Origin of the sequence: Trichocoleus sp. FACHB-90 (genome assembly GCF_014695505.1) — a bacterium.
Classification (GTDB): domain Bacteria; phylum Cyanobacteriota; class Cyanobacteriia; order Cyanobacteriales; family FACHB-T130; genus Funiculus; species Funiculus sociatus.
In genome coordinates, this window is sequence record NZ_JACJOK010000032.1 from 44,572 (window position 1) to 64,876 (window position 20,305).

Below are 20,305 nucleotides of genomic sequence, written 5' to 3' on the forward strand. Positions count from 1 at the left end.
CTTACCGAAAATTACAGGGTCTAAAGCCTCGTCCTTTTAGGACGACTTTTTATTCTTGGTCGTGATAATATTGTAATGTGGCTAGGGTATTCAACCACATTAAAAACCCAGTCGCCTGAAGGCAACGCACCTTGAAAACTGAAGTTATGGGGTTCCGCGCAGAAAAGCTTGTGCGGGTAAAAACTTCGAGCAACAAGTACCAGAGAAACCAGTATTTTGGGTTTTGAATTGTACCGTGGGGCACACGGGAACAAGACTCTGCAATGAGTCGAAAGCTTGAGGACAGAACCATCTCTGGTAAGTACTCCGAAGCTGTACTTATTAAGTGGACTGAATGATACAAGAATCTCTGCCCTTCTAGGGCGGAGAGTTGTCAAGACGTTGTTCCTCAGCAAACTCCTGAAATGAACGGGAACGCCCTGCCTCAAAAGCATCTAAGCCACGCTGAATACCTGCAACAGCTTCTTGTGAGTCTTGCAACTCCCATTCCAAAATCCGAGCTAGCAATTGGGCAGCAACAACACTAATATCTTGCCCTTGTTGTGCAGCTTTTTCACGAAGTTTCGCTTCGACTTCTGGACTAAGAGAGATAACTATAGACATATAACTTGTTTTTTCTAATACCCGCGCCTGTGTAGGTCATTCTAGCAAACCATTGTTAATGAAATTTGTTTTAACTTCGGATTAGTTCGTCAGATAGCTAGTCTGCGACATATTCAAAGTTGCGATCGCTCATTCCTACTTCAGGCTCACTGCCATCTAACTGGAATAACAAGGCGTAATTGCGATCGCTTCTTACCTGGCTTTAAAATCAAGCTTCATCCACCATCTCTAAAATCTGATTGTACAGGGCTGAAGATACTCTAAATTCTGATGTAGCGATCGTGGCATCCAGTAGGGGTTTGACGGCAACAATTAGATTTTGGTGTTTAGCCTCGACTAAAATACCTAACAGTCCAGTAATCTTTAGCCCTAAGCGATCGGCTTCTGCTCTGCCGCGACGCTCATCAATTAATAGTAAGTCTGCGCTAAGTTCTAGAGCAAGGGCGATCGCTTCAGACTCTCCAGGGTCTAACCTCACTTCGCGCTGAAGTCTTTCAACAGCATTGCGATTTACAATTTTTCTAACTTCAAGCCAAGGAGCAGCTTGAACTTCGAGGGTTCCGGGAACGGGAGGATCGATGTCTGCAAGTTCGCGATAAACTGCTTCGGGAATAGTGACTTGATTATAGAGTTGAGGTAGAAGGTGCAAGTGTTGAATTGCTGCCAAATTTGTAATAGCTGATGTATCGCTGATAACAATCAAAGCCGTCCCAACTCCCGCAAGTTTTTTAAGTCAAGCTCAAAGTCTTCAACATCGTAGGAGTAAAGCGGGATATTTCGCTGCTTGAGGAGTTGGCGAAAGGCATGAGGTTGCATATCCACTAATTGACTAGCATAGCCCAAGGTTAAGCGACCTGTCTGGAACAGGTACAACGCAATTTCTTGGCGAAACTCGCTTGGAGTAAGCCCAGATGCTTGCAGGATTTCGTCTGAGATTATGACACTCATAGCAGCATTGCCTCACCAGTCACACTTTTAGAGTAGCTTAAGAAACCTTCCATGCAGATCGCATCTCCGGACTGGCGATCGCACGCTGAGAATAATGAAGTGTAAGAGCGATCGCTCATTTCTGCTTCAGGTTCAGTGCTATCTAACTGATTTCTGTGTCCTTCTTCTATGTCAAGAACTCAACAAAATACCTAGTTCTTTTCCGCCTATCCCTGAGCATTGGGCGAGTGCAAGGTTCAGCGTTTTTGCAAGATGGATGCGCCTACACTGAGGTGTTAAATGTCATTTTGAGGGCTGAGCCTGAAGATGAGCGAAAATAATTTCATAAGATTCTTTCAATTTACCAATTAATACATCATAGATTAGCTCATAATTTGCATTATCCTCAGCCAGCCCAAGTCTTTGGTTAATACTTCTAAGAGTTGCTTCTCTTCTGGCATCTAAAATTAGATGTGAGCTTAAAATACGAAAATCATACAGCACATAAAATGGAAGCGCTATATCAGCAAATTTGGGGCACTTCAGAACTTTATCTATCCACTTTTCAAAAAGCTTCAAAGAGCCAAGACCTTTAAGATCATCTTTCCTACACAAATCTTTAAGTTCGCCTTTAAGAAACTGTGTATCCAAGCTCTCAACCATAACTTCATTAAGAGCTTCTACAACTGGTTTAACATGCTTTTCTTGCCAAAAGACTGGTCTATCTAGATTCTCTATAACTTTACTAATTTCTCCTTCAAAGGTGTGAAGATATCCTCCCCGTTCTTCCCGACAAGTCTGATTAGTTTCCGACCTAACATGGAATAGAAAATTCTCAGGTGAAGGATTTGAAAACTGTACTTCTATTTGGGATTCATAGAATTCTGAATATAAATCGTGGTCTGACTCGACATTCTCGGATCTAAGATAATATTGCTCATTCAGTGGTAACTTGTCAATGTCACCCAGCCACATGAACACTTTTCTGTTGCGATTGATTCCAAAGGCAATAGAAAATTCAGAACCTTTCTCAATAATTCCATAAGTTTTAGAAAATAAATCAAGTTGATAATCAGGATGCTGAGAATACTTGTTTAAGACTGCAAGATTGAAAAAAACAGGGGTTAGGGAACCATTATTCCAAGGTCTTTGCAACCCTGGTATATTTTCATAATCTCTATGATCATAGAGAAAATCAACTTGCCCATACTCAAAGCGCCGCTCATAGTCTTGTCGAGGAGATAGTCTAACCACAGTATTTCCAGATTTTTTAGCTTGATCTAAAACAGTCAAAAGCAATGATTTTGTTTTTTCAGGAAAGTAGTATTTAACGCAATGAGCGCAACGTAAGAGAGGAATATTTAATAAGTAAATTGTTACGCTATCGTACGTCAGCGTGTATCTGTCAAAACAAAAGTCCAACCAACTACTACAAATGTCACAATAGTGAGTCTGTACTTTGCCAAGCTGTAAATCAACCATCTTTATCCCGCCAAAACTCTTTCTTTCAGAACCAAGCCTTCTGATTCGTAGGCTTTTTAAGTGATATTCGGAGCGCATCTCATCTTCCATTTCTAGCTTAACCTTCTTCATAGGCTTATCACTCGGAGCGTGTAACAACTTTTGCACTAATGAGACGAATTGAGTTTTCTCTTTCCGTATAAGACACAATTAGTAAACTACAACCGGAACTCGCTTAAATGCAGGTATCCCAGACTGCTTATCTATATGCGCTTTAAAGATGACATTAACTTCAGGGTAGAACATCATTGCTGCTCCTTGACGCACACCACCAAAGATAATTTCAACATTCTCTAACTTGCCTGCATCACCCTGCACCGTCACTCGCTCATGCTCCTGCCATCCTGATTTTTTTGCATCCAAGGGGTTCATTAAAATGCAGTTGCGGTGGGGCATTCCTCGATATTTGTCGCCTGGTTTATAAACTACCGTGTTGTGTTGCGAGTAACTGCGTCCTGTCATCAATGCTAATACAATGCCTTGTGTAAATTCTGGCACTCCAAACTCTTTTGCTTCCGGTAAATGCAATTCTGGTAATGGCGTGACAAACATATTCGCTTTACCGGACGCTGTAGCAAATTTGGGTTCGTTGAAAATGCGCCCGGCGATGGTGAATTCTTCCTTGGTTTCATCAATCGTTGCCATCTGCTCAAAGCCAGGAATCGTTTTGGCAATCAGTTGACGGACATATTTAGTATCTTGCAGTTTGCGCCAATCAACCGGATCGCTGCCAAGAATCCGATGGGCTAATTGTGTGAGAAATTCCACCTCCGAAATTAGATCCGCATCCTTGAGATGGGTTTTGCCAACATCATTCAGCCGCACAAAATTGTTGCCCGATTCCGTAGTAGTTTGGTGCGGATTTTCAAAGCGGTTAAATACGGGAATGATGATGGTATTTTTCTGCGCTAAACCGTGAAAGTGTCCTAAATTCGGTTTAGTGGCGAGGTAGATAATGGTATCAATATTGCCTAAAGCACGCTTTGCCTGATTTAAGTCGGGGTTCGCCGCATACAGATTTCCACCCAGGCAAATCAACGTGTCTACTTTACCTGCATCAGCCGCATCAATTAAGTCGCGATCGCGATATCCAGGGTTGCGGTTGAGCGATCGCCCTAGCAATTTCTCTAGCGCTTCTTGAATCTCTTTTTTGAGTTGGACTGTCACTCCCATCGAGCCAAAACCTTGGACGTTGGAGTGTCCCCGGATCGGCATCGTACCGCCGCCCTCTTTGCCAGCATTACCTGTCAGCAAAGCGGTGTTAGCGATCGCATAGATGTTATCCACGCCGTTTTCTTGCTGCGTTGCACCCATCGCCCAAGCAAACACCACACCCTTAGAAGCGGCGATTATTTCTGCGGCGACTTCGATCTCTGCTAGAGAAATACCGCAAGTTTGCGCGATCGCATCCCACGAAATAGAGCCAGCATAATCGACAACCGCTTCCCAACCCTCAGCATGGGCGCAAAGATAATCTGTTTGAATTAAGTTGCGTTCAATTAGCGCTTTTTGGATGCCGATAAATAGCGCCACATCGCTACCGGGAATCGGTTGCAGATAAAGTGAGGAAATCTCCGATCCAGTAAATAGCGACTTGAGGGGAAATGCTGGGGAAGCAAACTTGACTAACCCCACTTCCACTACTGGATTAACGACAATAACTTTGCCACCGCGATCGCGCAACTCGATCAGTTCGTTCATCAAGCGCGGATGGTTAGCAGGCGCATTTGACCCGATCAGCACCACGCAGTCTGCCTTTTTCAGGCTATCCAGACTCACCATTGAGGTGCCAGAACCAAACATCTGCTTCAGTCCCACCGTCGAGGGGACGTGGCACAAATCCGAGCAATCTGCCAAATGATTCGACCCTAGCGATCGCATCATCAGTTGCAGCAGATAAGCCGCTTCATTCGACGATCTCCCAGAACTATAGGAGGCGACTCGTTCCGGCGACTTGCGAAAACCAGCTTCGCTAATCTCGTAAATCTCATCCCAGGAAATCCGCTCGTAATGAGATTTCCCCTCGCGCAGAATGACTGGAAAACTGAGACGACCCAGCCGATCCGCTTCTAAGGAAGTTAACTCTTGAAGTTCGGCGATACTGTGGCTGTCGAAAAAATGGGTCGAGACGGCTGGTTGCAACTCGGCGGAAATTGCCTCTACGCTTTTGGCGCAGCGTTGCATCGTTTCCCCCAACTCGTTCGCAAAGCCGCCTTTTTGTCCCCCCGTTCCCCAAGCACACGACAAGCAAGCACTTTTATGCAACAACGTTTGCCACAGTTTTGGCCCTTCGGGTGATAGGGTATGCTCTGCCCAATATTGCACGACGGGCAAACCGCCACCCATTTCTGGAGTATTGCTGGTTGCTTTAGTTGCGTCTTCTGGTTTAATTTCTGCGTCCATACAGCTTCCTCTTGAATGCAGCGCCACTCATCCGTCAGCCTGGAATGCGTTCTATCCCTCTGAATTTATCTTGAGCAAAATACTATCTAGAGGGACTTGAAATCAGGTTAACTCATCTAAACTTTTCTCGCACGATTGTTGTATATAGGGATTCAAGGGTTGGATAGGATACATCTGTAGGGACACATTGCCATGTCCCTAGCCTTGGTGGGGAAAACAAAAGAACCGCGATATATTCCACCCAACCGAGAACCGCTATCGATGTGCGATCGCAAACCGCTGAGTTGTCAGTTTGCCTCTTATGCCTGTGAGAGCCTTTTTACAGGAAAACTAGCCTTTCAAACAGCCTCTAGCCTTTTCAATCGTAGTGGGATCTCAGCCCTTATGCAGATTTTCGGGTGCCATTCCCTAGCCTGCAACTGCTCTGTGGAATAATAGGGACACCAACTGTTCCTATTATTTTTATGACCACTTCTCACAGCCAGGGCTATCTCGTCACGATCATCTGCGAATCGGTATTGCAAGATCGCCTAGTTAAGCTGCTCAGCACAATAGGTGCTTCTGGCTACACCATTATTCCAGCCAAGGGCGCTGGTAGTCACGGTAGACGCATGGGAGATATCGCTGGCTATAACACCAACATTGAAGTCAAAACCGTTGTCACAAAAGAGATATCAGACCAATTGCTAGAAGACCTGAAGGAGTTGTCGAGCAATCATGCCTTGATTGCCTTTCGTCAAAAGGTAGATGGCTTGTTTGATTAAGTAGTTGAATCTAAACTCTGGCTGGGGCAATAAATTTCAATTTGTCGAGTTCTAGGAGCGATTAACCACCGTAAGCGATCGCAAATACTCAACACGATATTCTTAAACTAGCGTTGTCTGCGGAATATTCAAGATTGCGATCGCCCATCCTGCCAACGCACCAAGATACACTATTCCGCAGATAAGACGGGCAGGAAAAAAAATGATAGACTTCTTGCCCTTGCAGAAACAGAGTTAAGGCTAGGACTCATCGGTTTCAGGGATTAATAATTCCTGGGGGCGCACAATTGTAATGCCTGATATGCCAGCAAAATCCCTTGGATTGAAAGTTAGAAGATGCGTAACTCCATGTGCAAGCATCACTGCACCGATACGAACATCATGAGTGCGCTTACCCATCACTCTATTAATTGTGACCAAATCTAACCAATTTGGAAAAATCTGCGGAATTTCCTCTAGCAACGGAAAGCGATCGAGAAGCTGATCTACTGTGTTTCTCGTTTGCTCAACAGCCCACCCTAAACCATTCACTTCAATTGGGCGGGTAGCAACGACCCAAAGTTCAACAAGCACTTGCGCTGTTAGAAAACATTCGTCTTCCTGTGTGAGTAAACAGGATATTGCTTCTATTGCAAGGCTATGCTGCACATCGGAGGGGTTGCATAAACGTAAAACAACATTAGTATCAAGCAGATATCTCGTCATTCCTCATAAATGCTGTCGCGGCTGAAGGCTTCATCAGGCAGACTTGGACTATTTTTGGGAAGTTGCGATACCCATTCACGTAACTCTCTAGCCCGTTCTACTGGCGTTGCCCTTTGCCAGAATGGAACAGATGATTCGACCTGTCTGGATTGAATCTTAACGAAGGCCAACAAAGTCTGCAAGAATGGAACAGACGATTCGACCTGTCTGGATTGAAACTCATCGAAGGCGAAGAAAGCCCGTTCTGCTGGCGTTGCCCTTTGCCAGAATAGAACAGATGATCCGACCTGTTTGGATTGAAACTCAACGAAGGCGATGAAATCAGCAATCTTCTTGAGTTGCTCTTCGTTTAACTTGTCTAGGTCTTGTTTGAGCTTTTCTCGGAGCATAATTATAACGATCGTCCGAAAGCAGATTTCTTCTATTCTAACCAATGCGATCGCCCATTTCTGTTCCAGGCTCACTGCTATGTCACTGTTTATGGAACCTCGTGTAATTTGGCTTACGGCAGATGATTTAACTTCGTAACAATGCCACCAATTAAGGGTTCTCTAGCCTATCGGGAGAAATAATTACTTTATTGGTTTTCGATAGCTGCTGGAACTTGAATATAGTTTGACATACCAAGCTCCTTAAATACTGCTTCAATTTGGGCAAGGCTGTTAAGGATAACACTAGGGACATATTCACCTTGTAATATTGCATCTTTAGCCCTCCAATACTCACTAATTAAAAATTGCTTATCCGCCTCAAACTCATTCTGAGCCTTAAGAATTTGTTTGCTGAGTAGCATTGTGGTAACTGTTGCATCAATGGCATTGTAAATTATTTGAATAGCTAAATTTTCCTGAACATTTGAGCTATACAAGCTTTGACCAGAATCATGACTCGAATGATCTTCCAAAGAGTCAATAAGATTCTTTAAGCTGGAATCATACTCAGAAAAATACTTTAGAATATTTAGTGGCAGGATGCCAATATCTTTAAGCATTGATTTATAAACTTCATCTTGCTTGATCTGATTAATATATCTCATAATTATAAATCTTTTAATCTCAGTACTATCATTGGCTGATAGAATAACATGCTTTCGTAAGTAAAACAGAACTTCCTGTCTCCATTTAATTCGGCTAATGGTAAGTCTGGCAAACTCTTGCTGTTTTCTTTCGTTCTTTAGATTCTCTACATAACGCTGCACAAAAAGAGTACCTAAAGAACTAACGATAGCGATAAACAGCTTGTCTTGAAAGATAGCAATGTATGTAACAAATGAGACTAAATACAAACTACCCAGAATAATAAGAATCGAAGGCAAATTTTCGTTTATATTCTTCATCACTTGCTATCCTTATTGCTTCGCTTCACCAATTTGTAATTTAAGCAGAGTGGGAGGTATTTTGGGATGGAGTTGTGATCGCAATCAGGAACAGAGAGAGCGAGCGCATCTGCCGTAAATTTTTCCTAGGTAACGCGCCTGCTCTGAAGAAACAAGAGATAGCGATCGCGCCTAGGCGCATTCCTTTTGCAACCCTACCGATATCTCTCGTTTGCTCCATCAATTTATTAGCCTGCACCGCTACGATGCTACTGCAAAATCTGTGTACTGTCGCATCTTAGGTTCGTGGAATGCTAACACAATATCTTCTTTAGGGACACCTGCACGAACTAAGTCAGCGGCAATGCCATCTTCAGTCCAATCTTCTTCGATCCAAAACTTACTATCACGAATACGAACATAGACGGTCATGCCAGCAATCCGATCGCCTTTCTGCCAGCCAAGATTCATCCAGATGTAATGTCCCTTTGGTTCATCCACAATCAAGAATGTCTCGATGTCTCGATTCGGGCGGCGGTTACACAATTCTACATACTCAGACAATATCTGTTTAATCAACTTGGGATACTCAATTAATTTATCCATTGCGTAATTTCCTCTGCTTCTATATTTACGACAATGAGTGGAAGCTGATGTCTATTGAGAATGAGTTGAATTACATCTTGCTTGAAAAAGGTGTTATGAGCGACTGTACTGACAGCAAAATAAGTCACAAGTCTTTAAGCTGGTTCGCATTGGCGATCGCAAAGCGTCTACCATGTAGAATCGCATCATTAAAGACAGCATCAAAAAACGTCTTCTAGAAACAGAAAAAAATGCGATCGCGCCTTTAACTGTTGCCTAAAGCCATTGTCAATTGCCGACTAGATTTTGCGCTATGTCTACGTTCAAGTTCGAGTAAACCTTCTTTAAGACGGACTCCACCTCTGAAACCTGTAAGTGTGCCGTTGCTGCCGATAACACGGTGGCAAGGCACAATAATACACAGAGGATTTTTACCGTTGGCGGCTCCCACAGCACGCGCTGCTGTTGGTAATCCTATTTTTCTTGCTATTTCTCCATAAGATATCGTTTGACCGTAAGGAATCGATTGTAGGGCTTTCCAAACCTGCTGTTGAAACACCGTACCTATGGGGGCAAGTGGTAGAGTAAATTGATACAATTCGCCATTGAAATATGCCCGAAGTTGCTCAACGGCGTCACCGTCTAGCTTCTTTTGGAAATGCCAAGCGGCTTCTGGAGGCTTTGCAGCCAGCCCTTCTTGAAAGTCTATCGCCACTAGCCCAACTGAGTTTTGCGCGATTAAGATACGTCCCAGAGGGCTATCCATGTAGGTATAGAAAATTGGATCGGAAACCATATAAATTCCTTTTTGCTTAAATTTCCCAGAACGCGATCGCCTGCAATACTAGATAGAATTTTGACATAGATTTACATCTGTGCATACATGGGAATGCTTTGGCGAAGCCCACCGAAGGTATCGCTTATCAGTAACCCATTCCATTTAGGCGATCGCCACGCCAGTTTATTTGACATTAACTTCGCAAATTGCTAATATGAGCCTGTAAAAAGGCTATCATGCACATTATCACCTATAAAAGACTCAACGAGTTTTGGGAAAAACACCCCAATTCTCAAACAAGTCTTCAGTTGTGGTACGACCGGACAAAAGCGGCTCAGTGGGAAAATTTTGTAGACCTTAGAGAAATATTCCCTTGAGCCGATCAAGTTGAAAATCTGACCGTTTTTAACATCGGTGGTAATAACTATCGCCTGATTACTTTGGTTGACTATAAATACAAAAAAGTCTTTATTCGCAATATTCTTACTCATGCAGAATACGACACACAAGACTGGAAAAACGACCCCTGGTACACGTAGCACTAGCGAGTATATGTCACTACTCAAGGCTTTCCCTCCGCGTCCCATCGCGACAGAAGAGGATTTTATTGCTACGCAACAGGTGATAGATTCTTTAATAGATCGCGGTAAACTGACACCAGACGAGCAGGACTATCTCAATGTGTTAGGTAGCTTAGTTCACGATTACGAAGAACTTCATCATCCTTTACCTACTCTTCAGGGTGTAGAGCTAATTAAAGCACTAATGGTTGAATTGAATCTACGACAGAAAGATTTAGTTCCAATTTTTAAAACTGAATCTATTGTTTCGGCAGTGCTGAACGGCAAGCGCCAGCTAACGGTAGAACATATTCAAAAATTGGCTGATTTTTTCCATATTTCGCCAGCCGTTTTTTTTAGCAAAGGTGTCTGAATAAAAAAAATCCCCTGGCAGAAATGCCAGGGGATAAAAGTGCTAAATCTTAGCTAATCAATCGCGTAACTGGTGAGGTTAACTTACAGGAAGTAACTCTCGCTGTTCAGATTTGACTACCTGAATCTGATTGTCATCGTCAACGTCAAGGATGGCGGTATCTCCATCTTTGATTTGACCAGATAGCATGGCTTCAGCTAAGTTGTCTTCTAAGAGTCGCATGATGGAACGGCGGAGACTTCTCGCACCATAAGCAGGACTATAACCTTCTGCTACTACGCGCTCTTTGAAGCGATCGCTTACTTCCAGAGTAATTCCTTGTTCGGTCAAGCGACTGGAAATTTCGCGAATCATAATGTCTGCAATCTGCTTCACCTCTTCCTTACTCAACTGACGGAAGACAATGATCTCGTCGAGACGGTTCAGGAACTCTGGACGGAAGTGTTGCTTGAGGTCTTCATTCACTAAAGCGCGAACCCGATTATAGTTAGACTCGGCTTGATTGTCAGAGAACTCGAAGCCTAGACCGCCGCCGCCTTTCTCAATGATTCTAGAACCGATGTTCGAGGTCATGATGATCAAAGTGTTCTTGAAGTCTACTGTACGTCCTTGGGAATCAGTCAATCGACCATCGTCCAAGAGTTGCAGCAACATATTGAAAACATCAGGGTGAGCTTTTTCGATTTCGTCGAATAGTACCACCGTGTAAGGCTTACGACGCACAGCTTCGGTTAACTGACCGCCTTCGTCGTATCCCACGTAGCCGGGAGGCGAACCAATCAGCTTAGAAACGGTGTGGCTTTCCATGAATTCTGACATATCAAGTCGAATCATGGCTTCTTCAGAACCGAAGAAGTAAGCTGCTAAAGCTTTCGCTAATTCCGTCTTACCAACTCCGGTAGGCCCTGAGAAAATAAAGCTGGCGATAGGACGATTTGGATCTTTTAGACCAACTCGTGCGCGGCGAATGGCTTTCGAGGCGGCGGTGACAGCTTCCTCTTGACCGATGAGACGCTGGTGCAGAGTGTCTTCCAAGTGCAGCAGCAACTCAGACTCGGATTCAGTGAGTTTGTTGACAGGTACGCCAGTCCATGAAGCAACGATTTGAGCGATATCTTCCTCGTCAACAACAGGGGCGTTTGCGGCGATAACCTCAGACTTTTTGTTGTCTTTGGTTGCTTTCAATTGTGCCTCAAGTTCCAACTCGCGATCGCGTAATACTCCCGCTTTGTCAAAATCTTGCGCCTTGACTGCTTCCTCTTTGGCTGTGGTAACTTGACGCAGTTCGCGCTTGAGTTCCCCATTTGCAGAAGGTTTAGTATTTCGCAGACGGACGCGAGAACCAGCCTCATCCATCAGGTCAATTGCCTTATCTGGTAAGTAACGATCTGAGATGTAGCGATCGCTCAAGCTTGCGGCTGCAACTAGAGCCTCATTAGAGATTTTAACCTTGTGGTGCTGCTCGTAGCGATCGCGCAGACCAATTAAAATCTCGATAGTTTCACTCACGCTGGGCGCACCTACCATAATCGGTTGGAAGCGACGCTCCAAAGCTGCATCCCGTTCGATATGCTGGCGGTACTCATCCAGAGTCGTCATCCCCATGCACTGCAACTGACCACGCGCCAAAGCAGGTTTCATGATATTAGCAGCATCCATGCCACCTTCAGCCGAACCAGTACCAATCAAGGTGTGAACTTCGTCAACTACCAAGATGATATTTCCGGAGGCGCGAATTTCCTCAATGATTTTCTTGAGACGTTCTTCAAATTCGCCCCGGAATTTGGTTCCAGCGACAAGCGTCCCCATATCTAGGCTGATGACTTGCTTATCTTCCAGGGTATCGGGAATATCTTTATTAACGATACGCTGCGCTAAACCTTCAGCGATCGCAGTTTTACCAACTCCCGGCTCCCCGATCAATACTGGATTATTCTTGGTGCGGCGACCTAAAATCTGGATAGCACGTTGAATTTCCTTTTCCCGACCAACGACTGGATCGAGTTTACCTTCTGCTGCTAGTTTGGTAAGATTAGTCCCAAACTCGTCTAATGTGGCTGTCTGGTTGGAACGCTGGGAAGACGAGCGCTCTTGTCGTGCGCCAGCGGGAACAGCTGCCACTTCTCCCAGCATCTGAATTACGGCGGTGCGGAGGTTCGAGGGATCTACTCCTAGATTTGCCAAAACCTTTGCAGCAACGCCTTCACCCTCTTGAACCAGTCCTAGCAACAGGTGTTCTGTGCCAATGTAGTTGTGTCCCAGAGACTTAGATTCTTGCAGAGATTGCTCAAAAACGCGGTTTGCCTTGGGGGTGAAGGGAATTTCAGCTGGTACAAAGCGAGATCCCCGACCAATAATTTTTACAACCTCGTTGCGTGCTTTTGGGAGAGTGACACCAGCGTCAGTCAACACTTTAGCAGCTACTCCCGTACCTTCTGCAATCAAGCCAAGAAGGATTTGCTCGGTTCCCACGAGGCTGTGTCCCAGGCGACGTGTTTCTTCCTGGGCTAACATGACTACTCTAACGGCTTCTGTAGTGAAGAGTTCAAACATGGCGGGTAATCCTCTACCGAGCTGTTTTCTGCTTCAGGGAAATGGATGTTTCCCCAGGCATAAACTTTTATGTACTTCGTATTCATAATGTATCGTTACGAAGGATGCGATCGCAGTGGTAACAACCGTAAGAACTAAGCAGTAGTTGCCCCCCTGTGAGGATTAAGGAAGACATTCTCGTTCCCAGCCAGCAGCCTGAGAATGCCTATTTAGAGGCTCTGCCTCATCTTAAATTGACGTATTCCGGGAGTCCAGAGCCTCCCGGAATGCTTTCCCAGCCGGAGACTGGGAACGAGAAATAACTTCTAGAAGCGTTTCTCATACTCCACCACTCCCCTGTGGTCGCCAGACAAATCCGTACCGCCCCGCAGCAGAATCTCATCATTCACCCGGTAGCGGACGTTAAACTGGGGAGCCTGACTATTCGTCAAAACCTTCGAGACAGAACCAGAAAGCTTAGGCGTGATATCAACCCCCACCTCTGCCGCCAAGCCCAGTGTAGAAGTACGCGACTTATCATCAGTAACCTGCGTCGGGAACAAGCGAAACTCACTCAATCCCAAAGCATCGCCCACCACATTCTGGAAAGGTGTCAAAAGCGCCGAACCAGCCAAATTCGCCAGTCCCAGAGTAGGGTCTCCCCCCAGCGTATCCACAAAACTGCCACCCAATAAAGCAATAATTTCAGTTTCGCTGCGGGACGGATTACTTGTCAGTTCTAGGTTACTCGGCTGATTACTCGTAGGATCGAGGTTATCTGCCAATTCACTCGCAGCTCCCGTTACTCTGGCTTCGATGCGAACAGTCCCCAAAGCGCCCAGATTGGTAGCCGGAACATCGCTAATCTCGTTGCTAGTAATACCCGTGTTGCTGATAGTAGCAATTCGGCTGCGCGTCACTTCTGGAACCGATGCCACCAGACGAATATCTAAATTGGGATCTAGTCCCTGACTGGGAACAAACACAGCCGTATGTTCGTAACCGGAAGCCAACCTAAACTGAGTGGTAAACAGATTTACCTGACCCCGCTTTAGTCGAATTTTTCCACTCGGCTCAATGTCATCCAGCGTCCCATTGAGTCTCAAGTCACCCTCTGCCAAAAAGGCCAAAAGCGGTGGGCGGGAGATTTCCACACTTTCGCCCAGATTTATCAGCAGATTATTGAATCCTGGGTTGAGAGGTTGGGCGGCTTCAGTTGCAGCGCCTCCGTTGGGTGCAGAAGCCGCCCCGTTTCCGCCTCCGCCTCTTGTTTCTCCTAACAGCACTCGACCATCAGCAAGCAGCACTTGACCGCCAATTTGTGGACTCAACGCCGAGCCGGAAATCTGGACGTTGCCGTTGACACCGCCATTGTATAGTCCCTTCAAATTCAAGGCTAGTTTTTCGAGGCTAACGTTGATTTGTTCCCCATTTGTTCCTTGTGCTGCGTCTGAGAGGGGGATGGAACCGGAGACTACCACTTGACCGCCGCTAAAATTACCCCGCAGTTCCACTACGTTGAGGCGGTCAAAGTTAAACCGGACTGTGCCGTTGACATCAGTAAGCGGTTCAGGTAAAGCTTGCGCTTCGATAGTTGCATTCTTGACTGTCGCGCTTCCAGCTGCTACAAGTTGGCGTTGGTTGATTCTGCCTGTGGTAGGGTCAACTGCACCGTCAACTCTGAGTTGTACCTGCCCAGTTCCATCTTTCCAAGAAACGGCAGAACGGCTAAGCAGGTTCAGCAGGGAAAGTCCCTCGTTTCTTACGTTCACATCCAGGCTGATGCAGTTGTTGTCTGGGGTGACGGAAGAGAATGGCACGTTGTAAAAGGGAATGCTGCCGCTAATTTGGGTTGCGGTTGGGGATTGGGAATTAGCGATCGCAGTTGATTGGCGATAGCACTGGAAACCCGAAGGGGGCGGGGTTACTACGGATGCCTGCGGACTTGTTATATTGTCGGTCAAGGTCGTCCCGGCAGCTGCTTGGGCAGTGTCAATAGTGCTGCTGAAGGTAAGGCGGGCATTGCTGTATTGGAAACTACCTCGTGCGGTTTCGACTTCGGTTTGGTTGAGTCTTGCATCCGCTAGTCTAAGTTCGCCTTTAGCTTGGGGATTGGTGATGGTGCCTGCTATGGCTGCTGTTCCATTCAGTTCGCCCTCGATATCTACTGGCACGTTGACAAAACGCCGCAAAGGTGATATCGGTAGATTCGCGACGCGCAACAGACCACTTTGTTCGTCTCCCCCAATTATGCCGTTGAAGGCCAGCAGAGTTTCGTCAGATTCTACTCGCAGGGGCAGGAGGGTGAGAACGCCGTCTTGGAAACTGCCTTTGGCAAAGATTTGATCTGCCTTGTAGAGACGATTTGGTTCCTCTTCTTTACCCCACTTCCAGTCACTCCCGACCAAGTTAAAGCGTGCCTCTATCCCTTCTTGGGGGGAAGCTGTGATGATGATTGGTTCGGCGGTGAAGAAGTTGCCTGTGAGGTCTGCTAGCTCTGGCATTCCAGAAGAGTCTCTTTCCTCCTGCTGTGCGGCAAGTATGGCTTCTATCTCAGAAAATAGGCGCAGTTGGTTTTGCAGGGTGGCATTTGGTAAACCGACGGACTGGGGTTGGACGGCGGCGGCTCTGGCATAGGTGGGTGGTTGCCCTCCCCTAGCGAGGTCTTGTAAATCAAAGATTTGGAGGAAAGGGAGTACATCTTGGATTTTGCCTTGCTCGACATTGAGGGCAAGTTTAAATTCTGGCCCTCTGGGGGTTTGGTTAAAGTTAGCGCCAAGCGAGTATTCACTTTCGCCTTGGGTAAAGTTGGCTCCGGTGACGGTACCACTGCCGTTGGCATAACTGAAACTGTCTATGGTTAGTTCTGTGCCTTTAAAGGTGCCGAAGACTGGTTGCGCGATCGCGATATCATTCCCGACTACGCTAGAGTTTTCGAGATTGATGGTAATATCTCCCGATAGTTTGCCTTCGATGGGTTGAGATGCGATCGCAGCTGGCAACCGTGCCAAAACATTCTTAGGAGCCAAATCCTTCAGCAACTCCAGGGGTACATTCTCCACGTCCAGCACAAACAAATCGCCCCGCCTGTCGCCTTGCGCCACCACATTGTCCCGCTTCAGCAAAAACGATAAAGGTTGATAGTTTGGCGACAGCACCAAGGAAATTTGGTCATTTTGATTGCCTGTGAACTCAAAACTACTACGCTGTCCCGGCACCAAATTAACTTGCCCGGTGAGAACTGGATCAAAATCCAGCTCATTAGCAACCAAATCCTCCACGCGCACCTGCCCGGTTGCTTGTATAGCCGCCGGATTGGAGTCCAAGAGCGACCCAGAAGCATTTAAAGTCCCGCTTATACGTCCCCGCACATCCGGTATCGGTGACGAAGCTGGTAAGGCTTCTGCAAGTTCCTCCAGCGCCACATCATTAGCAGCAATTGTCCCCTGCCAGCGACCGTCTTGCAGTTGGATATTAGAAGCGGTGATAGTGCCACCGCCAAGGTTGAGGCTTCCAGAAGCTGTCCCCGTAAGGCTTGCGGGAGTGAAAGCCGCCAGACTGCCCGACAAATTGAAGGAACCATTATTTAACTGCCCTTGGAATTGCGACGGCAGTTGGGGAAACACCCTCGCTAACTGGACACCATCCGCCTGTCCAGAAGCTTGCCAGCGACCGTTATTTAGTTGCACATTGGCAGCATTAACCGTGCCACCGCCCAAATTCAAGCTTCCAGAAGCCGTACCGCTGATACTTTCCGCACCCGAAGCCGCCAGACTGCCCGACAAGTTGAAGGAACCGTTATTTAACCTGCCTTGGAATTGCGACGGCAGTTGAGGAAACACCTCTGCCAGTTGGACATTAGATGCTTCACCCGACGCTTGCCAGCGACCGTTATTTAGTTGCACATTGGCAGCATTAACCGTGCCACCGCCCAAATTCAAGCTTCCAGAACCTGTGCCTGTAATACTTTCCGCGCCCGAAGCCGCCAAACTGCCCGACAAGTTAAAGGAACCGTTATTTAACTTGCCTTGGAATTGGGGAAACAGTCTTGCCAACTGCACATTAGACGCTTCGCCCGACGCTTGCCAGCGACCGTTATTTAGTTGCACATTGGCGGCGTTGACGGTGCCACCACCTAAATTTAAACGTCCAGAAGCTGTACCGCTGATGGTTTCTGGGCTGGCATTTGCCAGACTTCCTGACAGATTAAAGGAACCGTTATTTAGCTGCCCTCGGAATTGGGATGGAAGTTGGGGAAAGACTCTTGCAAGTTGTACGCCAGACGCTTCACCCGACGCTTGCCAGCGACCGTTATTTAGTTGCACATTGGCGGCGTTGACGGTGCCACCACCTAAATTTAAACGTCCAGAAGCTGTACCGCTGATGGTTTCGGGGCTGACATTTTCTAAATTCCCTGACAGATTAAAAGAACCATTTCTTAGGCGACCTTGAAATTGCGGCGGAATTTGGGGAAATAGTCTTGCTAACTGCACATCAGTTGCTTGTCCAGATGCTTGCCAGCGACCATTATTTAGTTGCACATTGGTGGCGGTGACACTTCCCGCGCCCAAATTCAAACGTCCAGAAGCTGTGCCGCGTATAGTTTCGGCGCTGACATTTTCTAAACTTCCGGCGAGGTTGAAGGAACCGTTATTTAACTGCCCTTGGAATTGTGGGGGGAGTTGAGGAAATAGCTTTGCTAACTGTACGCCAGAAGCTTGCCCGGAAGCTTGCCAGCGACCGTTGTTTAGCTGCACATTGGCAGCGTTGACGGTGCCACCACCCACATTTAAACGTCCAGAAGCTTTGCCGCGTATAGTTTCGGCGCTAACATTTTCTAAATTTCCGGCGAGGTTGAAGGAACCGTTATTTAACTGCCCTTGGAATTGCGGGGGGAGTTGGGGAAATAGCTTTGCTAACTGTACGCCGGAAGCTTGCCCGGAAGCTTGCCAACGACCGTTGTTTACCTTCACGTTTGATGCTGTGACCGTGCCACCAGCAATATTTACTCTACCCTGCGCGGTGCCGTCAATGGTATTGGTTGCGGAGGAACCTAAATTTCCCGATAAATTAAACGTGCCATCTATCTGTGCAGACTGCAATTGCGGCGGTACTTCGGAAAGACGCGCTAGTTGGACATCATTAGCAATGCCGGAAGCTTGCCAGCGACCGTTGTTAAGCTGACCTTTTGCTTTGACTATGCCTCCTCCCACGTTAAGTGTGGTGTTGCGGAAGAAGGTGGTGTCTTCGGTAACGATGACTTCTCCGCTTCCTGGGTAGGTGGCTTGTGGTGCTTGAAATTGCACCACTGTTTGCAGGTTGCCGGGGGTGCCAAAAACTTGTGACTTGGCAGTTACGGTGCCAATTTGGATGTTTGTTGGTTTAACTCCGTAAATTTGGGCAACGGCATCCCCTGGAACTTGCTGGGCGAGGACATCAAACACGAGTCCGCCTTTTTCACCCAGCTGGATGCGACCGTTACCAGTCAGCTTACCGCCAACACTTGGCAATGCCCGGATGTCTGTAATAGAGAGAGTTGAACCCGCTAGTTGAAACTGACCGCTTAACCCTTGAAAGTTTACTTTGTCTATTTTTAGGGGTAACTGTTCGGTTGGTTTTGTGGTGACAGCGGTTCCCGACAGGATTGGCTTTTCCAGTGACCCTTTGAGTTGTAAGTCGGCGCGTACTTCTCCGCTTACTGGTACTGGGGAGTTTACTTTTAAGGTATCTAGGGCTTTGGTTAAAGTGACTGGTTTTGTTTGGGCTGCGATGTTGTAACCACCGTCAGTTTTGGTATCGATAATTCCATTGGCAACACCGGGAACCTGACCGTAAAGTGTAATTACATTCTCCAGTCCAATCTGATACCCGTTAAATCTCAGGATGCCGTTGGCGTTGTTAAATGGTCGGGGGACGGTGCCAACTTGTGCTGTTACGTTCTTTAATCCAGCGGTTCCTTTAAATGTTGGCCGCTGTTCATCCCGCAGTTGGATTTCAAGGTTGCCATCAAGAAGCCCTGCCTGTAAATCTAAGGGTAGTTTGACTAAGCGATCTACATCAACTGCGCTTAGGTTCTGCCCTTGAACTAGCAGGTTTGTTTGTCCAATTGAGGGGCGGTATTCGCCGGAAATTTTGAAGTTGCCGAGTACGGGGGTGGCAGTTGTATTGGGCTGCTGTTGTGGTGCAACTGGTACAACGGGTAGACCGTTGGCATTAAAGCGAATTCGCTGGTTTTGGTCAAGAAAATTAGCACCGCCGTTGACTTGGGTAAATGCGATCGCTTCTGCCCCCTTCTTTCCCGTGGGAACCAGCTTTCCGACATCGGGGAGTGTGTTTTGAGGTTTACGGTTTTGGGTTGCCGATTGGGCATTTGTCCCCTGCTTTACCTGCCGTTTTTTTGGTCTTGGCAACAGCAATACGTCCGCGTTTTGCACCTGAATGCTTTGTAATTCTGTTGTAATCGGCCCACTGGCGTCTTTTGACTCCAGTTGCGTTGATACCCAACGCCCTTTTTCGTCTTGTTCAATATAGACATCTGGCTTGACGAGGGTGATGTCTAGCTTTAAAGTGCGGTTAAAGAGCAACGCTAATGGGTCAAATATTACTTTTACCCCCTCTACCGAGGCGCGATCCGGGTCTGTAGGTGTCGCTGGTATTGAGGAGGAACCGAACCGCAGACTGTTGGGGGAAAAGCCTTCGACTTGCCCTAGTTGTACGGGTCGGTTCAGCGTCTGACTGAGATTTTCTTGTACTATCGGTGCTAGTCGCTGATGGACAAAAACCCACGCCCACCAAACGCCGCCGGCAATTCCAACAAGCAAAAAAAGGCCAAGGGCAATGCCAGTACGGCTTAACAGTAGCAGCCATACACGTCGATTGGACGCGGTAGCTGGTTCATTACCCGGATTTGGGGAGTTAGTCATAGAAGTCTTGCTTAGTTGGCAAGGATCGTATCTTTAGGGCTGATTTACAGACTTATCGAGATGAATTTTATCGGCTTGTCGTGTGTGAGAGTCAAGTTTTACTCTTGTTTACACTAGGCCCTAACAACTTTGAGTGCTGATCTTAATTCAGTTTACTGATGTGCCTGCACTTTAGTAGCTGACATTAAAATCTTACACTCAGTGCATAATCAAACAGACTTGCTCGCTGAAAATATGTTTCAGCATTAGCCATAACAATTTTGGATTTTGGATTTTGAAGCGATTTTTGGGGAGATTGGTTCTTCCCAAAACAGCG

At 46.6% G+C, this 20,305-nt stretch carries 18 protein-coding genes and 1 pseudogene; 4 read left to right on the plus strand and 15 right to left on the minus strand.

Features of this window, described 5'->3' with window-relative positions; translation table 11 throughout:
* Positions 1-357 precede the first annotated feature (357 nt).
* The 7 genes and pseudogenes from H6F74_RS09820 to H6F74_RS09840 form a co-directional block, all read right to left on the minus strand.
* Complete coding sequence (locus tag H6F74_RS09820) at positions 358-603, minus strand: hypothetical protein (RefSeq protein WP_190439830.1); 246 nt, start codon at positions 601-603, stop codon at positions 358-360.
* Between the two features lie 208 nt (positions 604-811).
* Entirely contained in the window at positions 812-1,306 is a 495-nt protein-coding gene (locus H6F74_RS09825) for a DUF3368 domain-containing protein (protein ID WP_190439833.1), read from the minus strand.
* Positions 1,303-1,551: a UPF0175 family protein gene (locus H6F74_RS09830; protein WP_190439836.1), complete on the minus strand. Its 249-nt coding sequence runs from the start codon at positions 1,549-1,551 to the stop codon at positions 1,303-1,305. Before H6F74_RS09830 ends, H6F74_RS09825 begins: the two co-directional genes overlap by 4 nt.
* Positions 1,548-1,670 (minus strand): hypothetical protein, encoded by a 123-nt coding sequence (locus H6F74_RS30470; protein WP_277875787.1) that lies wholly within the window; start codon positions 1,668-1,670, stop codon positions 1,548-1,550. The genes H6F74_RS09830 and H6F74_RS30470 overlap by 4 nt, the downstream gene beginning before the upstream one ends.
* A gap of 163 nt (positions 1,671-1,833) precedes the next feature.
* Positions 1,834-3,123, minus strand: coding sequence for a hypothetical protein (locus H6F74_RS09835; RefSeq protein ID WP_190439839.1), 1,290 nt, complete (start codon positions 3,121-3,123; stop codon positions 1,834-1,836).
* Between the two features lie 7 nt (positions 3,124-3,130).
* Positions 3,131-3,208 (minus strand): annotated as a pseudogene (locus H6F74_RS30935) (BrnT family toxin); the annotation flags it as partial.
* Positions 3,202-5,454, minus strand: coding sequence for an FdhF/YdeP family oxidoreductase (locus tag H6F74_RS09840; protein WP_190439854.1), 2,253 nt, complete (start codon positions 5,452-5,454; stop codon positions 3,202-3,204). The gene H6F74_RS09840 and the pseudogene H6F74_RS30935, both read right to left, overlap by 7 nt.
* A gap of 464 nt (positions 5,455-5,918) precedes the next feature.
* Between H6F74_RS09840 and H6F74_RS09845 the strand changes: the two genes are divergently transcribed.
* Complete coding sequence (locus H6F74_RS09845) at positions 5,919-6,218, plus strand: hypothetical protein (protein WP_190419294.1); 300 nt, start codon at positions 5,919-5,921, stop codon at positions 6,216-6,218.
* A gap of 240 nt (positions 6,219-6,458) precedes the next feature.
* On the opposite strand, the gene H6F74_RS09850 is transcribed toward H6F74_RS09845, so the two are convergent.
* From H6F74_RS09850 to H6F74_RS09875, 6 genes are all read right to left on the minus strand, one after another.
* The gene (locus H6F74_RS09850) at positions 6,459-6,923 is read right to left on the minus strand and encodes a type II toxin-antitoxin system VapC family toxin (protein ID WP_190439856.1); all 465 of its coding nucleotides are present in this window, start codon (positions 6,921-6,923) and stop codon (positions 6,459-6,461) included.
* Complete coding sequence (locus H6F74_RS30940; RefSeq protein ID WP_190440041.1) at positions 6,920-7,105, minus strand: hypothetical protein; 186 nt, start codon at positions 7,103-7,105, stop codon at positions 6,920-6,922. The genes H6F74_RS09850 and H6F74_RS30940 overlap by 4 nt, the downstream gene beginning before the upstream one ends.
* Before the next feature lie 395 nt (positions 7,106-7,500).
* Positions 7,501-8,259: a hypothetical protein gene (locus tag H6F74_RS09860; protein ID WP_190439860.1), complete on the minus strand. Its 759-nt coding sequence runs from the start codon at positions 8,257-8,259 to the stop codon at positions 7,501-7,503.
* Positions 8,260-8,499: 240 nt separating this feature from the next.
* A complete protein-coding gene (locus H6F74_RS09865) occupies positions 8,500-8,844 on the minus strand; it encodes a XisI protein (protein ID WP_190439864.1) in 345 nt (114 codons plus the stop codon).
* The gene (locus H6F74_RS30475) at positions 8,832-8,972 is read right to left on the minus strand and encodes an element excision factor XisH family protein (RefSeq protein ID WP_190439866.1); all 141 of its coding nucleotides are present in this window, start codon (positions 8,970-8,972) and stop codon (positions 8,832-8,834) included. The genes H6F74_RS09865 and H6F74_RS30475 overlap by 13 nt, the downstream gene beginning before the upstream one ends.
* 116 nt (positions 8,973-9,088) lie before the next feature.
* Positions 9,089-9,619 (minus strand): methylated-DNA--[protein]-cysteine S-methyltransferase, encoded by a 531-nt coding sequence (locus H6F74_RS09875; RefSeq protein ID WP_277875788.1) that lies wholly within the window; start codon positions 9,617-9,619, stop codon positions 9,089-9,091.
* 218 nt (positions 9,620-9,837) lie between these two features.
* Between H6F74_RS09875 and H6F74_RS30945 the strand changes: the two genes are divergently transcribed.
* Genes H6F74_RS30945 through H6F74_RS09885 form a run of 3 tightly spaced genes read left to right on the plus strand, consistent with a single transcriptional unit; the run spans position 9,838 to position 10,534 of the window.
* On the plus strand, positions 9,838-9,978 hold the full coding sequence (locus H6F74_RS30945) for a hypothetical protein (RefSeq protein ID WP_347269496.1): 141 nt from the start codon (positions 9,838-9,840) through the stop codon (positions 9,976-9,978).
* Positions 9,979-10,035: 57 nt separating this feature from the next.
* Positions 10,036-10,140 carry a type II toxin-antitoxin system HigB family toxin gene (locus tag H6F74_RS30950; protein ID WP_347269500.1) on the plus strand — a complete coding sequence of 35 codons (105 nt, stop codon included), beginning with the start codon at positions 10,036-10,038 and terminating at the stop codon, positions 10,138-10,140.
* Complete coding sequence (locus H6F74_RS09885) at positions 10,091-10,534, plus strand: helix-turn-helix domain-containing protein (protein WP_190439880.1); 444 nt, start codon at positions 10,091-10,093, stop codon at positions 10,532-10,534. The genes H6F74_RS30950 and H6F74_RS09885 overlap by 50 nt, the downstream gene beginning before the upstream one ends.
* A 78-nt stretch (positions 10,535-10,612) precedes the next feature.
* Here H6F74_RS09885 and H6F74_RS09890 read toward each other — a convergent pair whose 3' ends face one another.
* Both H6F74_RS09890 and H6F74_RS09895 read right to left on the minus strand, forming a co-directional pair.
* The gene (locus tag H6F74_RS09890; protein WP_190439882.1) at positions 10,613-13,087 is read right to left on the minus strand and encodes an ATP-dependent Clp protease ATP-binding subunit; all 2,475 of its coding nucleotides are present in this window, start codon (positions 13,085-13,087) and stop codon (positions 10,613-10,615) included.
* Between the two features lie 305 nt (positions 13,088-13,392).
* Positions 13,393-19,989 (minus strand): translocation/assembly module TamB, encoded by a 6,597-nt coding sequence (locus H6F74_RS09895; protein WP_190439895.1) that lies wholly within the window; start codon positions 19,987-19,989, stop codon positions 13,393-13,395.
* Between the last annotated feature and the right edge of the window lie 316 nt (positions 19,990-20,305).